16 protein-coding genes are annotated in these 15,654 nt (G+C 32.7%); 2 read left to right on the forward strand and 14 right to left on the reverse strand.

The window, feature by feature from the left end; genetic code table 11:
* Positions 1-68: 68 nt before the first annotated feature.
* Positions 69-1,139, reverse strand: a complete 1,071-nt coding sequence (corA, locus tag DMZ43_RS06230) for a magnesium/cobalt transporter CorA (protein WP_131506717.1) — start codon at positions 1,137-1,139, stop codon at positions 69-71.
* A 188-nt stretch (positions 1,140-1,327) separates the two neighbouring features.
* Between corA and DMZ43_RS06235 the strand changes: the two genes are divergently transcribed.
* Together DMZ43_RS06235 and DMZ43_RS06240 are read left to right on the forward strand one after the other, a co-directional pair.
* Positions 1,328-1,552, forward strand: a complete 225-nt coding sequence (locus DMZ43_RS06235) for a hypothetical protein (protein ID WP_129760079.1) — start codon at positions 1,328-1,330, stop codon at positions 1,550-1,552.
* Between the two features lie 100 nt (positions 1,553-1,652).
* Complete coding sequence (locus tag DMZ43_RS06240) at positions 1,653-2,090, forward strand: hypothetical protein (RefSeq protein ID WP_131506718.1); 438 nt, start codon at positions 1,653-1,655, stop codon at positions 2,088-2,090.
* Positions 2,091-2,142: 52 nt separating this feature from the next.
* Here DMZ43_RS06240 and DMZ43_RS06245 read toward each other — a convergent pair whose 3' ends face one another.
* From DMZ43_RS06245 to DMZ43_RS06305, 13 genes are all read right to left on the reverse strand, one after another.
* A complete protein-coding gene (locus DMZ43_RS06245) occupies positions 2,143-2,925 on the reverse strand; it encodes a tRNA pseudouridine(38-40) synthase TruA (RefSeq protein WP_131506719.1) in 783 nt (260 codons plus the stop codon).
* A gap of 106 nt (positions 2,926-3,031) precedes the next feature.
* The gene (locus DMZ43_RS06250) at positions 3,032-4,834 is read right to left on the reverse strand and encodes a zinc-dependent metalloprotease (protein ID WP_131506720.1); all 1,803 of its coding nucleotides are present in this window, start codon (positions 4,832-4,834) and stop codon (positions 3,032-3,034) included.
* A gap of 96 nt (positions 4,835-4,930) precedes the next feature.
* Positions 4,931-5,527, reverse strand: a complete 597-nt coding sequence (gene hisIE, locus DMZ43_RS06255) for a bifunctional phosphoribosyl-AMP cyclohydrolase/phosphoribosyl-ATP diphosphatase HisIE (RefSeq protein WP_131506721.1) — start codon at positions 5,525-5,527, stop codon at positions 4,931-4,933.
* Positions 5,524-6,279, reverse strand: coding sequence for an imidazole glycerol phosphate synthase subunit HisF (hisF, locus tag DMZ43_RS06260; RefSeq protein WP_131506722.1), 756 nt, complete (start codon positions 6,277-6,279; stop codon positions 5,524-5,526). The genes hisIE and hisF overlap by 4 nt, the downstream gene beginning before the upstream one ends.
* A 1-nt stretch (position 6,280) precedes the next feature.
* A complete protein-coding gene (gene hisA / locus DMZ43_RS06265; protein ID WP_131506723.1) occupies positions 6,281-7,012 on the reverse strand; it encodes a 1-(5-phosphoribosyl)-5-[(5-phosphoribosylamino)methylideneamino]imidazole-4-carboxamide isomerase in 732 nt (243 codons plus the stop codon).
* A gap of 77 nt (positions 7,013-7,089) precedes the next feature.
* Positions 7,090-7,671: an imidazole glycerol phosphate synthase subunit HisH gene (gene hisH / locus DMZ43_RS06270; protein WP_131506724.1), complete on the reverse strand. Its 582-nt coding sequence runs from the start codon at positions 7,669-7,671 to the stop codon at positions 7,090-7,092.
* A gap of 47 nt (positions 7,672-7,718) precedes the next feature.
* Positions 7,719-8,855, reverse strand: coding sequence for a bifunctional histidinol-phosphatase/imidazoleglycerol-phosphate dehydratase HisB (gene hisB / locus DMZ43_RS06275; protein WP_131506725.1), 1,137 nt, complete (start codon positions 8,853-8,855; stop codon positions 7,719-7,721).
* Complete coding sequence (gene hisC / locus DMZ43_RS06280; protein ID WP_131506726.1) at positions 8,852-9,904, reverse strand: histidinol-phosphate transaminase; 1,053 nt, start codon at positions 9,902-9,904, stop codon at positions 8,852-8,854. Before hisC ends, hisB begins: the two co-directional genes overlap by 4 nt.
* A complete protein-coding gene (hisD, locus tag DMZ43_RS06285) occupies positions 9,901-11,187 on the reverse strand; it encodes a histidinol dehydrogenase (RefSeq protein ID WP_131506727.1) in 1,287 nt (428 codons plus the stop codon). Before hisD ends, hisC begins: the two co-directional genes overlap by 4 nt.
* 1 nt (position 11,188) lies before the next feature.
* Positions 11,189-12,046: an ATP phosphoribosyltransferase gene (gene hisG, locus DMZ43_RS06290; protein WP_131506728.1), complete on the reverse strand. Its 858-nt coding sequence runs from the start codon at positions 12,044-12,046 to the stop codon at positions 11,189-11,191.
* Positions 12,047-12,326: 280 nt separating this feature from the next.
* On the reverse strand, positions 12,327-12,869 hold the full coding sequence (locus DMZ43_RS06295; RefSeq protein WP_131506729.1) for a hypothetical protein: 543 nt from the start codon (positions 12,867-12,869) through the stop codon (positions 12,327-12,329).
* A gap of 9 nt (positions 12,870-12,878) precedes the next feature.
* Positions 12,879-13,694 (reverse strand): prohibitin family protein, encoded by an 816-nt coding sequence (locus DMZ43_RS06300; RefSeq protein WP_131506730.1) that lies wholly within the window; start codon positions 13,692-13,694, stop codon positions 12,879-12,881.
* 12 nt (positions 13,695-13,706) lie between these two features.
* Entirely contained in the window at positions 13,707-15,593 is a 1,887-nt protein-coding gene (locus DMZ43_RS06305; protein ID WP_238155785.1) for a VWA domain-containing protein, read from the reverse strand.
* Positions 15,594-15,654 lie beyond the last annotated feature (61 nt).

Below are 15,654 nucleotides of genomic sequence, written 5' to 3' on the forward strand. Positions count from 1 at the left end.
CAGTAAGCGAATTACCATAGTTTTTAACAGATGTTAACTGAATAGAGACTCATTTAACACAAATTATGTTAAAGCCAACGTTTTCTTCTAAAATAAATTAACATTAAAATAAACAGAACAATCATAACAGCCCACACTACATAGTAACCATATTTGTAATGCAGTTCTGGCATATTATTGAAGTTCATACCATACACACCAGCTATAAAGGTTAACGGAATAAAGATAGTAGCAATAATGGTAAGCACTTTCATAACTTCGTTCATCTTATTGCTAATAAGTGTCATGTACATATCCATAATACTCCATATCATTTCGCGATACAAATCAATGGTTTCACTCACCTGAATGGTATGGTCATACAAATCTCTAAGGTAGCTTCGGGTTTTAATGTCTATGATTTTACATTCAGACTTTTCTAAACGGTTAATGATTTCTCTAAACGGAAATATAGACCGTCTAATTTTTAGAATTTCTCGTTTTAACCCTTGTATTTGACTTGGTGTACTTCCATTTGATTCCGAAGCAAAAACATCTGTCTCCAAATCCTCTATCCTATCGCCAAAATCTTCAATAACTGACATATAGTTATCCACAACAGCATCTAAAATTGCATACATTAAATAATCGGAACCCTGAGACCTAATACGACCTTTAGCGTTAGAGATACGCTCTCTCAATTCATCAAAAACATCACCATCTGCTTCTTGAAACGTAAGTACGTAGCTTTCACCAACTACCATGCTCACCTGTTCATAGTTTAACACACCATCATCTTTAAAATAAAGCATTTTAAAAACGATAAATAAGTAATCTTCAAACTCATCAATTTTAGGACGATGTGTGGTATCAACTACATCTTCGAGTGTTAGTGGGTGTAGGTGATAATGCAAACCAAGTTTTTCAATGTTTTCAATTGCGTTTAACCCATTTACATTAATCCAAGTTACCTGATTGGTCTCTTTAAAATTAAAGGCATCCTCAACATTTTTAGAATCTAACTTTGTGTAAGAATCTACACTGTAATTGATAATTTCAACAGTAGTAACATCAGAAAACTTTTTCCCTTTATAGGAAATAGTTCCTGGTGGAAGGTTGGATGCTTTGTTGGGTTTTCTACGTTTTTTGATTTTCATCATTAATATAACTTGGAGACTAAAAGTATAAAACTTAGAGCAATTGAACACATCAATTTAAGAATAACTAATAACAATTGAAATTTGACTGCAAAAAAGTTAAAACCAGCTATATTTGAATAATTGGAATTCGACTTGCATTTTGGATAAATTTTTATTATTATGCAAATTAAATCCTTCAAATAGAATATATGGGAAGACCAGCGACAAAACCTAAGAAACTCAAAGATGGTTTTTATTTAGAAATTAGAAACAAAGGGTCAAAAACAGGAATTAAACTTTACAGAGACACTAAGGCTCAAATGCTTAGAACAATTAAGGAGTATGAACAAGCCAAAGAAGTTATTATTTTAGGAGAATCTAAAAACGGAAAATGGGTTAATAAAGAACCTGTTTTACACGTTATGGAGGATTAACTTCTTATACTTTTTTTATTCATTTCGCAATTATTTAGATATACTTTTAGATTATTTTCATAAATTGTTTTAAAATTTTACTAACTAAACAAAACAATTTATGGATCATTCAACTAGAACAAAACCACCAATTTGGTTTTGGATTATTAGTGTTATTGCATTAATATGGAATTTAATGGGTGTTATGGCCTACTTAGGTCAAGCCTATATGTCTGATGCTGATTTAAGCGCTTTACCTGAAGCCGAACAAGCTCTTTATACCAATGTACCTGCTTGGGCAACTGCTGCATTTGCTATTGGTGTTTTTGGAGGTGCGTTAGGATGCTTACTTTTACTTTTAAGAAAAAAATGGGCTAAAAGCCTATTTATTATTTCGTTAATAGGTGTGTTGATACAGACCTCATACAATCTTTTTGTAAGCGATGCTTTAGACGTTTATGGTACTAAAGGATTAATTATGCCTATAATTATATTGATTATTGCGCTATATCTTATTATGTTTTCTAACAAGTCTATAGCTAAAGGTTGGATATCTTAATGCTATTATAAGTTAATAAAAATCAAAAGCATCTTATCAATAAGGTGCTTTTTTATTTAAACAACGTCTTGTTAAGAATTAAACCGGAAGCAGGTGCAATGTAGTCAATTGCTATATCACTATCTTCTTGCAAACTCGCAGAGATATCATCTAATGTCATTTCTCCCTTTCCTAGTTTTATCAAAGCTCCCATCATTAACCTTATTTGATTTCTACCAAAACCTTCTCCTCTAACCCTTAGCATGTATGTGTTTTTTGGAAAGAAACTTGCTGTGTATTCTTTGTTTTCTATAAGCTCGCAGCTTTCAATAGTTCTGGTGTATAATCCATTTCCTGTTGCTTTATAGCAATAACTTTTAAAATTGTGCTCACCTTGAAAAAGTTTAGCGCCTTTAATCATTACATCTATATCCAGTTCATCTAAAATAGTTGTGAGTATTGGTGCACAAAACGGATGGCATTTTTCGCCATGAGCAAACAAGTAAATGTACTCTTTAACTTTTGGGTGTTGAATGATATTAAACTCCTTATCGACTTCTTCAATTGATAAGGCTCTAACATCTTGTGGTAAGTTGTAGTTAAACCATTTTAAAAAATAGTCTTTATCGTCAATTTCATGCTTTAAAAATAGCTCTATAGCCGTTTCATTTGCTGACACCATTGCATCGGTTCGACCTGCAACTAAGGTTTTAAAATATTTGCCTTCAAGTATGTAATTAAATGTACGATCCACCATAAGGTGAAGGGTTTTTAAGTTGGGTTGTTTTTGCCAACCATGAAACCTATAGCCTAAATATTGAATTTTTATGAGGTAGTAATAGCGCTTATCAAACATAATGGCAAGAACGTTATTTTATTGAACAATCCAAAGTCTAATATTTATAAAAAAAGACCATCAAGCACGAAGCTTGACAGCCTTTTAAAAAATTACTAACTAATTATTAATCTATAACTACTTTCTTAACTTTTAGTTGAGATTGGTTTGAAACTTTTACAATGTAAACACCACTGTTTAAACCAGATACATCAACACTGTTTCTTGTTGCAGAAGTATCTAACATTTTAGTTTTAACTAAACGACCTTGAATATCGTATAAGTTAACTGTTGATTCACCAAACAACTGTCCTTTTACAATTAATTCATTATTGGTATTATCAGAAAAGACATTCAACTCACTAGCATTAACTTCTCCTATTGATAGTGTTCCTGGTTCAACATAAATTGTATAGTCCTCAGTTTGTCCATATACTAAAGAGGTGTAACACGCTGAGTCTATTAAATTAACTCCTCCAAATCTATCATCAACATCAGTCATCAATCTTAATCTCACATAACTATCATAAGGAATACTTGTAGGATATGCTATTGTTACTGGCACAACTGCTCCACCAGCTATATCTTGAGTAAAACTTTGCGTTTCAGCATCGTCATCAAAATCACCATCATTATTCCAATCTATCCACACACCTAACTGATGAAAGTTACCAGGCGCAACTTCAACATTCATTGTATAAGAATTTGCTGCATCAATATTGAAAAGACCAGTACAATTAACACTTCTGTCAATATTACCTCCATCAATTCCTGTAGTAGATGTTGTATAAGTTGTATTGTTTAATTCAACACTCATCACACCTGAGTAATTGTTTCCAGCAGGTGAATTTGCTAAACATACTGCTGCAGGAGCTGTAAATCCTGGTGATGGAGCTTCATCTCCTTTAGAAGCTACAATTCCAGTATCAGTCATTGCTGCTCTTGCTCTTGTTTTTTGGTCTTCAGTTAATCTATCAGTACAATAATAATAACTCATTATATTATTAACAGTATTGTTATCAACCCAAGGACTACCTGTACATGTGTTATTTGCTGGACAAGTACTTGTTTCTCTTAAGTGAGGAACAGTATCTGCACAACCATCACTATCTACACCTACAGTAGCATCGGCAGGACAAGTATCACCTACTCCATCACTGTCAGTATCATCTCCTTGAAACGTGTGATATAAATGGAAATAGTGACCAACTTCATGCACTACAGTACTATTGTCTCCATTGGAGTTTAATCCCCAACCATTAGTATTTCCTGGATCGTAACCAAAAACGGTTGACATCATTACCGATCCATGGCTACTAGAACTTTCGCTATAGAAATATGCATATCCTTGATAACCATAGCCACCATTATTATCGTCTAATTCAGTTACAACCCAAACATTAAAATAATCAGTTTGTGGCCAACTAATTAAAGTCTTAATATCATTGTAACTAGCTCCATTTGACTCAGTAACATTAACACCATATTGTGAGTAACCTGGTAAACTAGAAGCATTAATTCTATTAATACCTGTTGTAGCGTTACAGTTCGGGTCTCTTTGTGCTAAAGCAAATTCTATTTCAAAATCAATAGAACTATTAGGAGTTAGACCTCTGTAAAAATCGTTTAAGTTGTTTATACTACTTAAAATTTGAGCATCAGAAATATTAGATCCTGTACCTTCTGCTTCTCCAAGATGCAATACATGCACAACAACAGGAATAGTATATACTGTTCCATTTCGTTGAGTTAACGTATTGTTTGAAATAAAGTTTTGAATTTTCTGTTCAGCAAGTTGCTCTTGTTGAACATAGTTAGGGTCTTGTAATAATAATTCTCTTTGAGTATCGAATGCACATTGCTGAGCAAAAGTAGAATAGCTAAACAAAGAAAACACTACCATTACAACATAAATAGTAAAGTTTTTCATGAAATCTAGTTTATAGTTTTGGGCTTGCAATATACACTTTTTTACAAAAAAACAACGCTTTGTCGAAAATATTTACGTTTAATCGATGATTTTAACTTAGTGTCTTTGTTTAAGAATAGATACAATATCATCTAACTTAAACCCTTTAGCCTGAAGGAGAATTAGATAGTGAAACAACAAATCTGCACTTTCGTTTAAAAATAAATTGTCATTATCGTCCTTTGCTTCTATGACAACTTCAACAGCTTCCTCACCTACTTTTTGAGCAATTTTATTTATTCCTTTTTCAAAAAGTGCAGCAACATAAGATTCTTTAGATTTGGAATTATGTTTCCTATCAGAAATAATATGTTCTAAACTAGACAAAAACCCATAAGTTTGTGAGTTATCTTCATCCCAACAAGTATCAGTTCCTTTATGGCAAGTAGGACCCAATGGCTCAACTTTTACAAGCAATGTATCATTATCACAATCTACTTTTATGTCTTTTAGCATTAGCATATTTCCACTTTCTTCTCCTTTAGTCCAAAGACGCTGCTTACTTCTACTAAAAAACGTCACTCGTTTTGTATCGATTGTTTTATTATACGCTTCTTCATTCATATAACCCAACATTAATACTGTTTTGGTTGTTACATCTTGAATAATAGCTGGTATTAATCCGTCGTTGTTTTTATTAAAATCTATGTTCATAGCCTTACAGGAATATTGAGTTTTTGTAATTCTTTTTTAAGTTGAATAATTTCTATTTCTCCAAAATGGAATACGCTTGCAGCCAAAGCAGCATCAGCTTTTCCTTTAGTAAATGCATCAGAAAAGTGTTGAATACTTCCTGCTCCTCCAGAAGCTATTATTGGAATGTTTACCATTTTGGATAATCTTGCTAAGGCCTCGTTTGCAAAACCGTTTTTTGTGCCGTCATGATCCATAGAAGTAAACAATATTTCACCAGCACCTCGTTGTTCTACTTCTTGTGCCCAATCAAACAAATTCAATTCTGTTTCAATTGTGCCTCCTGCTAGGTGTACTTTCCATTCATCATTTACTTGCTTCGCATCAATTGCAACAACTATACATTGGCTACCAAACTTTTCAGAAAGCTCATTAATAAGTTGAGGTCGCTTAACCGCAGAAGAATTTACCGAAACTTTATCTGCTCCATTTTTCAATAATATACATACATCTTCAATGGACGAAATACCACCACCTACCGTAAACGGAATATTAACTTGTTCAGCGACTTTAAGCACCATGTCTTTAGTGGTTTTTCTCGCTTCTTGAGTTGCTGAAATGTCTAAAAACACCAATTCATCAGCTCCATGAGTAGCATATTCTTTAGCTAGCTCAACTGGATCTCCTGCATCAATAAGGTTTACAAAATTGACACCTTTTACAGTTCTACCGTTTTTGATGTCTAAACAAGGTACGATTCTTTTTGTTAGCATTTTAAAACTGTTTTTCTAAGTCCTTTAAGTTTATAGCGCCTTCATAAAGTGCTTTTCCTATTATAACTGCTTCACAACCTAAATCTTCGAGTTTATTAATATCATCAATTGAGGTTACACCACCTGAGGCGATTAGTTTAATAGATTGACTTTCACTATTAGAACAGTTGTCAATAATTTTTTTATACAAATCAAACGAAGGACCTTCTAACATGCCATCTTTAGCAATATCAGTACAAACAACGTATTGTATTCCTTTCTTTTGGTACGTTTTGATAAAGGGAACTATTTCTAAACTACTTTGCTCCTGCCAACCATTGATAGCTACTTTTTCGTTTTCACAATCGGCTCCTAATATGATTTTTGCTCCACCATATTTTTCAATCCATGTTTCAAAAGTTACACTGTCTTTTACAGCTATACTACCTCCTGTAATTTGTTTTGCACCAGAATTGAAAGCGATATGTAAGTCTTCATCAGATTTTAAACCACCTCCAAAATCTATTTTAAGACTAGTTTTGGAGGCAATAAGCTCCAAAACTCTATAGTTTACAATGTGTTTTGCTTTTGCACCATCTAAATCTACTAAATGCAAATACTCAATACCTGCGCCTTCAAACTGTTTTGCAACTTCTAAAGGATTTTCATTATATATTTTTTTGGTATTGTAATCGCCTTTGGTTAAGCGCACACATTTACCGTCTATGATATCTATTGCTGGAATTATCCTCATGATTTCTTTCCTGCAAAAGCAGGACTTTTTTTAATTAATAATTTATTTTGAGATGCTGAAACTGGTTCAGCATAATATTATAGTTCTATAAAATTCTTTAAAATTTGTTCTCCTGCTGTACTACTTTTTTCTGGGTGAAATTGTACTCCATAAAAGTTTTTATTTTGTAATGCAGAAGAATATGTTAACCCATAATTAGTTTTGGCAATGGTTTGATTACATACTTCCGCAAAGTAGCTATGCACCAAATACATATAATCTTGCTCATTACTGTTTTTAAATAAAGGTGACTTCAAATCGGTAATGGAATTCCATCCCATTTGAGGTACTTTTAAAGCATCAGAAAACCGTTTTACACTAACATCAAATACACCTAAACCTTGAGTGTTGCCCTCTTCGGTAAAATTACAAAGCAATTGCATCCCTAAACAAATCCCTAAAACAGGTTGCTTTAACTCTGGAATTAAAAGATTAAGTTTTGATCTCTTCAACATATTCATTGCTGATGATGCTTCTCCTACTCCTGGAAAAATTACTCTGTCTGCTGATTTAATTTCTTCAGAATTATTTGTCAATATCGCTTCTACTCCTAACCTATTAAAAGCAAACTGAATACTCTTAATGTTTCCTGCTCCATAATCTATAATAGTTACTTTCATTTCTTATCGATATAATTTTTGTTGTACAAAATCACTCGAAGTGACATTTACAAAACTCCTTTAGTTGATGGTAAAATCATTTTTTCTACATCTCGTTTTACTGCCATTTTAATAGCTTTAGCAAATGCCTTAAAAATGGCTTCAATTTTATGATGCTCGTTAGTACCTTCTGCTTTTATATTGAGATTGCATTTGGCACCATCAGTAAACGATTTAAAAAAGTGAAAGAACATTTCGGTTGGCATTTTACCTATCATTTCTCTTTTAAAATCAGCATCCCAAACCAACCAATTTCGTCCTCCAAAGTCAATAGCTGCTTGAGCTAGACAGTCATCCATTGGTAAACAAAATCCGTAACGTTCCATTCCTAACTTATTGCTTAATGCTTTTGAAAACACTTCGCCTAAAGCAATTGCTGTATCTTCTATAGTGTGGTGTTCGTCAACTTCTAAATCACCATTGACTTTAATATCTAAATCAAGCTGACCATGTCTTGCAATTTGGTCTAACATGTGGTCAAAAAATGCAATTCCTGTATCAATATTACTTTTACCAGTTCCGTCAACATTGAGATTGATTGTTATTTGTGTTTCTTTAGTATTTCTTTCAATACTAGCTGAACGATCTTTAACTTTTAAGTATTGATAAATTGCTTTCCAATCTGTTGTTGTTATTGAGATACAATCTGTAATACTCTGTAAAGATGTTTCAATTTCATTGGCGCCTAAATTTGGGTCTTGAGATAAATAAATCCCTTTAGCTCCCAAGTTTTTTGCAAGTTCCATGTCAGTAATTCTGTCTCCAATAACAAACGAATTTTCTAGGTCATACGCATCAGAAAAATACTTAGTCAGTAAGCCTGTTCTAGGTTTACGAGTGTTAGCGTTTTCTTCAGGAAATGTTTTATCAATATAAACTTCAGAAAAAACAACACCTTCATTAGCAAATGCATTGATTATCTTGTTTTGAGCTGGCCAAAACGTGTCCTCAGGAAAAGAATTAGTCCCCAAACCATCTTGATTAGTAACCATAACCAATTCGTAATCGAGTTCATTAGCTATTTTACTCATATACTGAAACACCTTTGGATAGAACTCCAATTTCTCTAAACTATCCAATTGATAATCTACAGGAGGCTCAAGTACCAACGTTCCATCTCTATCTATAAACAATACTTTTTTCATTGGTCTAAATATTTTAATGTCTTAATTAATTTTTTGTTTTCATTAGGTGTCCCAACTGTTATCCTTAAACAGTTTTCACATAATGGTTGATTAGTTCTATTACGAACCACAATTCCTTCTGCAATTAATTGCCTATACCTTAAATTGGCATCATCTACTTTCATCAAGATAAAATTTGCATCAGAAGGGTAAATTTTCCCTATAAATTTCAAATCCCCAAGTGCTTTTATCAATACTTCTCTTTCTGAAATTAAAGTCTTTACCTCTTGCTTCACTTTATTAATTTCTAATAATCGTTCAAGGGCTTTTTGTTGTGTTAATGCATTGACATTATAAGGCGGTTTTATTTTGTTTAATATCGAAATTATAGCTTCTGAAGCATAACATACACCTAGTCTTATACCTGCTAATCCGTAAGCTTTAGAAAGTGTTTGAGTAACAATTAAATTAGGAAAATCCTTTAGTTTACTCAACCAACTCTCTTGATTTGAAAAATCAATGTAAGCTTCATCTATAACTACAATGCCATTAAACCCTTTAATTAACTCTTCAATATTTTTCGCATTGAAGCTATTAGCAGTAGGATTGTTAGGTGAGCACAAAAAAAGCAGTTTGGTATTTTCTTTTTGACTCTCTAAGATAGGTTTTACCTTAGGTTGAAATGTTTCATCTAAATTAATTTCAATAACCTTTACAGCATTGGTATTTGCCAACACTTCGTACATACCGTAAGTTGGAGGTAAAACAATGACTTCATCTTTAGTTGGTTCACAAAATGCTCTAAAAATCAAATCGAGTATCTCGTCACTTCCATTTCCTAATAAAATCTGTGAACTTTTAACCTCTTTAATTTCTGATAGTTTTTCTTTTAAGCTGCTTTGTTGAGGATCAGGATACCTATTTAATCCGTTGTTAAAAGGATTTTCATTAGCATCTAGAAACATCATGTCTTTATTGAACTCTTTAAACTCATCTCTTGCTGAAGAATATGGTTTTAAATCCTTAATTGACGGTCTTACCAATGCATCTATATCGAATACTTGCTTCATAACTTCAATGTATTAAGTCTAATGGTAACTGCATTTTTGTGAGCTTGTAAACCTTCAGCCTCTGCCATTAACTCAATGCTTTGCCCTATATTTTTTATACCTTCTTCACTAATTTTTTGAAACGTAATACTCTTAGTAAAACTATCTAAATTAACTCCTGAATAGGATTTACTAAATCCATTAGTTGGCAAAGTATGGTTTGTTCCTGAAGCATAATCTCCAGCGCTTTCAGGTGTGTAATTACCAATAAATACAGAGCCTGCATTTAAAATCCCATCAATAAAAAAGACTTCGTCCTTTGCACACACAATAAAATGTTCTGGTGCATATTCATTAATTAACTCTAAAGCTTCAGTATTAGAATTCAGGTAAACAATTTTTGAATTTGAAATAGACTGTTCTGCAACTGATTTTCTTGGTAGAACTTGTAACTGCTTTTTAACTTCGTCCTCTACTTGCGAAGCCATTGCTTTTGAAGTTGTCACTAAAATAACCTGACTATCTGTACCATGCTCTGCTTGACTCAATAGATCTGAAGCCACAAAAACTGCATTAGCAGAATCATCAGCAAACACCAATAATTCACTTGGTCCTGCAGGCATATCAATTGCAACACCATATTTGGTAGCTAGTTGTTTTGCAACAGTAACAAATTGATTTCCTGGTCCGAATATTTTATAAACTTGCGGAATAGTTTCGGTTCCAAATGTTAAACTCGCTATTGCTTGAATACCTCCAACTTTATAAATTTTAGTTACACCACACAACTGAGCTGCATATAAAATTTCATTAGCAATTTGTCCATTTTTATTTGGTGGTGAACATAAAACGATTTCTGTGCAACCAGCAATTTTAGCAGGAACTGCAAGCATTAAAACCGTTGAAAACAATGGCGCTGTTCCTCCTGGAATGTATAAGCCTATTTTTTGAATAGCACGTTTTTCTTGCCAACAACGAACTCCTTTTGTAGTTTCTACGTCTACATTTTGGGTTTTTTGAGCTGCGTGAAATGTTTCAATGTTAGCTTTAGCTAATTGAATGGCTTGTTTTAATTCTGAAGGTACACTTTCAACTGCTTTTTGAATTTCTGAGCTTGTAACCAAGCTACTTTTTAAATCTACTCCATCAAAAAGGGAAGTATATTTACTAACAGCTTTATCTCCATTACGCTTAACATCATCAAAAATTTGCGTTACAGTGTTTTCAATGTCGTCAATGGTTTTTGTTGGTCGTTGTAAAATTTCTGACCATTGTACTTTACTTGGATTTATGATTGTTTCCATACTATATTACCATATTTTCTATTGGACAAACAAGAATACCTTCAGCTCCATTTGCTTTAAGTTCATCTATAATTTCCCAAAAGTCATTTTTATTGATTACTGAGTGTAGTGAGCTCCAACCTTCTTTTGCTAAAGGCATTACTGTAGGACTATTCATTCCTGGAAGAATATTAATAATACTTTCCAAGTTTTTGTTAGGAGCATTTAGTAAGACATATTTGTTTTGTCTTCCTTTTAAAACCGATTTGATCCTGAATTGTAGTTTCTCTAATACCTGTTGTTTATCTTCACTAATATTAGGAGACACTGCTAAAACAGCTTCTGACTTTAAAAGCACTTCAACTTCTTTTAGGTTATTTTTAAACAAGGTGCTTCCGCTGGAAACGATATCTACAATAGCATCGGCAAGTCCTATGTTTGGTGCAATTTCAACCGAACCGTTTATTATATGTAATTCAGCATTTACATTGTTTGATTGTAAAAACCCATTCACAGTGTTTGGATAAGATGTTGCAATACGCTTGCCTTCTAAATCCTGAATTGTTGAATATTTGGTAGACTTTGGTACTGCTACCGAAACTTTACAGGTAGAAAACCCTAGTTTTTCAACTATGGAAATATCTTTACCTTTTTCAACCAATACGTTTTCTCCTATAATGGCAACATCAACCACACCATCTCTAAGGTATTGAGGGATATCACCATTTCTTAAATAAAAGACCTCTAAAGGGAAGTTTCTAGCCGAAGCTTTTAATTGGTCTTTGCCATTATCTATAGAAATCCCAACGTCTTTAAGGATTTTCATAGAATCGTCGTGTAACCGACCCGATTTTTGAACTGCAATTTTTAATTTACTCATTTTGGTTTTAATGTGTTTGAGTAAATCTTTTTTGGGAGATATTTTTACGTTTGTAAAAACAAAAAACCGCTTGATTTACTCAAACGGTTTTAAAAATATCTTGTTATTATTCAATACATTTTCAGCTCGCTTGAGTGCAAGTATGAAAATGATGATGATGTAATTGAATAAAATTCATTTGTTGTTTTTGTCTGTACAAAGATTTAAAATAAAAATTTAAAAATCCAAATCCTATAAGAGGTTTTATGATTTTGTTAGTATTTTAAGTCTAAAATGCGAATTAATCATATTTAGGGCATGTTGTCCAAGGATAAGCACATTGGTCCTTAAAACTTAACCAACCAGACACTGATTTTTTGCCAACATTAAAACTCACTTTAGCCCATAAATCGCTAACTTCTATAATATTGACTTTTTGAAAACCGCTTATTTTATGGATTTTATTAGACGTTTTAGAGGCTAAATCATAAAGATAAACTTTGTTACCATCTTCATAGACATCAACAGAAACTAAAAATCCTGAACTTTTAACCCAATGATTTTCATAGTCGTAATTTTTGTAAGCATCAGGTAAACGTTGTATGTTTTTGATTTTAAACCAACCGTAGCTACTTTCAATAATTGCTATTTTGTACCAAGAATATTTTGATTCATTATTATATAAGGTATCAACTATTCTACCATCAATATCGTCATAAATGTATATTGGTTGCTTTGATTCTTTATCGTAGTAGGATTCAACAAACTCTAGATAATGCGTTTGGTCATTATCTTGAGCAAATAGCGTGAAACTACACAATAGAAAAAGAATAAAACTTCTCATTTAAAAGACTTACTGATTTCCTAAAATAATTGGCATTCCAGAATCTCCAGAACCAATAACAATTACTTTACTATTTGGTGACTCTGATAGTTTAATAGTTGCTTCAATACCTTTGTCTTGAAGAATTTTATCGGTTAAGGAAGCACTTAAAATTTTATTTGCATCTGCTTTACCTTGTGCTTCAATAATTTGTCTTTCAGCCTCTTTTTCTGCAGTAACCAACCTAAACTCGTACTCTAAAGACTCTTGTTCTTGCTTTAGTTTACGCTCAATAGCATCTTTAATTGTTGGTGGCAAAGTTACATCTCTAACTAAGATTTCATCTAAAACAATATATTGGTCATCAACAATTTTTTTAGTTTCTTCAAAGATTTCACGCTGAATTGCATCACGTTTGCTAGAATATAATTGCTCTGGCGTGTAACGACCAACTACACTACGCGCAGCAGATCTAATGGTAGGTAAAATGATTCTTTGCAGATAATTTTCACCAATTTCCTGGTGAAGTTTTCCAAGGTTATCATAATCTGGTTTGTACCAAGCAGAAGCATCTAGTTGTATGTCTAATCCATTAGAGGAAAGCACCTTCATTTTTTCAAAAATTTCTTGTCTTCTAACCTCATAAACATGCACTTTGTTCCAAGGCGCTACAATATGAAAACCTTCACCTAAAGGTGGCTTATCAGTCACTACACCTCCTCCAAAAGTTTTATATAGCACACCAGCTTCACCAGAACCAATGGTTACTGCAGATTTAGCTAATACAATTATTAAAAGTACTACTCCAATTATGATGGGTAGACCTATTTTAGGTAACTTATCCATTTTTGTTAGTTTTTAAATTAATCCGTTATATTTTCTGATAAACCACTCAGCAGTCAAACTTAAAACTATGACAGCGAGTAAGTATTTCCAATCGATTAAAGGTACAACATTTTTGCTGCTTTTTTGTAGTGTTGCAAACCTAGTATCGCTCGTTAACGTTTTGACTAAGCTGCTGGTATTATCAATGAAAAATGAGTTTCCTTTAGTGGATGCTGCAAGTCTTTCTAACTTAGCTACATCAGCATTAAGAAACTGTTGTTCTACATTATAATCTAAAATTTTCAGTTCGCCAGATTGAGATACATTTTCACCAGTAACTGATACCGTAAAACTGTATTCGCCAGCAGGAATTCCACTTAAATCTACCTGATAACCATTATTTTTTAGTACAAAAGGAAGTGTTCTGGAGTTGTTAGTTTCTTTATCTTTTAAAGTGATGTTTAAATTACCACTGGTGTCAAACTCATAGTTTTTATTGAAATATTGCGCATTAATTTTTAAGTCTTCATTTCCGTTGTAAAAAGACTCGTATTCAACGTTTAGTCTTGTACGTCTTTGTTTAGAACTTAAATATTGAACCATCTTACCGATAAAATTATCAAACGGTTCAAAAGATTTTTGCTCAAGAAAACTTTGTGCTCGCCATTTCCAAATACCTTCACCATTAAGTAAGGCTTCTCGTGTTTCATTGATTTCAAAAGTAGCCAGCAAAGGTTCTCCTATAGCTATTCCATTTACAGTTTTATAGCAAATGGTTTGAATTGGTAAGTTAAATTCGGTTTCGCCATATTCTGAACGCAAAGGAGGAAACTCACCAAAATCGACATTTTCAATAATAAAAGGTGTGTAATTTAAGTTTAACTCTGGTAAAAAATCTTCGGTTTGATTGGTTATTGTTTGCTTGTAATTACTTTGCAGCGCGTTAAGTGCATTCCAACTTGTTTTTGTACCAGCAATTACCCATTTATTAATTTTTAAACGATTGATTTCATCAAACGCTTGTTTAAACTTCATATTAGGTTGATACACTATTGCTAGCTGATAGTCGCCTGCGTTGGAAACAAACTCTTCAGGTGTTACAAGTGTTGCTTGACGCTGTTCGTTGCTTTCAATACTCTTTTTTAAGGCTCCAATATCAGGATGCAAAATATCAGAAACTATAGCTACGTTTGTTTTTTGGTCTATAACTTCTACAGCAAAGTTTTTGATATTGTTTACTGTGTTTTTTTCGTTCTCTATCGGAACAATTTCAGCTTTATAACTTGACACTCCTGCCCTATTAGCTGGTAAAGTTAAATTAATGACTTTTGAAGTGCTTGTTGCTGTAAAATTGACATTTTGCGAATACACAACTGTATTTCCTGAAGTGATATTGAAAGTGGTTGAAACCGAACCTTCTCCACTGTAAACAAGAATAGCTTCAATAGGAAATCTATTTTTTAAGTATGCATATTTATTGACATTAAGCTGTTGGATTTTTAAATCAATAAACTGTGTAGTATCTCCTAAAATTATTGGGTAAATAGGCTGCTTATACTTGTTTGTAGAAAACTCATAATCGTTACCGTAGGTTTGGTTTCCATCGGTTATCAATAGCGTTGGAGCTACTGAATTACTATAAATTTCTGATAAGCGGTCAAATGCCAAAGCCATATTTGATTGTCTATCAGAATAAGATAACGAATCTGTTTTAGCTAAGGTTTTTCCGAAGGTATAAAACTCTAGATTAAAATTTTCATTTAAAGAGTCGTTGGCTTTTAAGCGTTCAATCAACTCATTGGTGTTATTGTTTTGGTTTAAATACCTAACAGACTCTGAATTATCAATAGCTACAACAAGTGTTGGTTTTTCATTGTAATAAGTGGTTTGCTCAAATTTTGGATTGATAAGTAAAAGCATAATTGCAAACAAAGTCACAAATCTTAAAACAGCTAAAAACTTGTGACTATTGCTCTTACTT

The sequence above is a fragment of the Meridianimaribacter sp. CL38 genome (assembly GCF_004328055.1).
Lineage (GTDB): Bacteria > Bacteroidota > Bacteroidia > Flavobacteriales > Flavobacteriaceae > Gaetbulibacter_B > Gaetbulibacter_B jejuensis.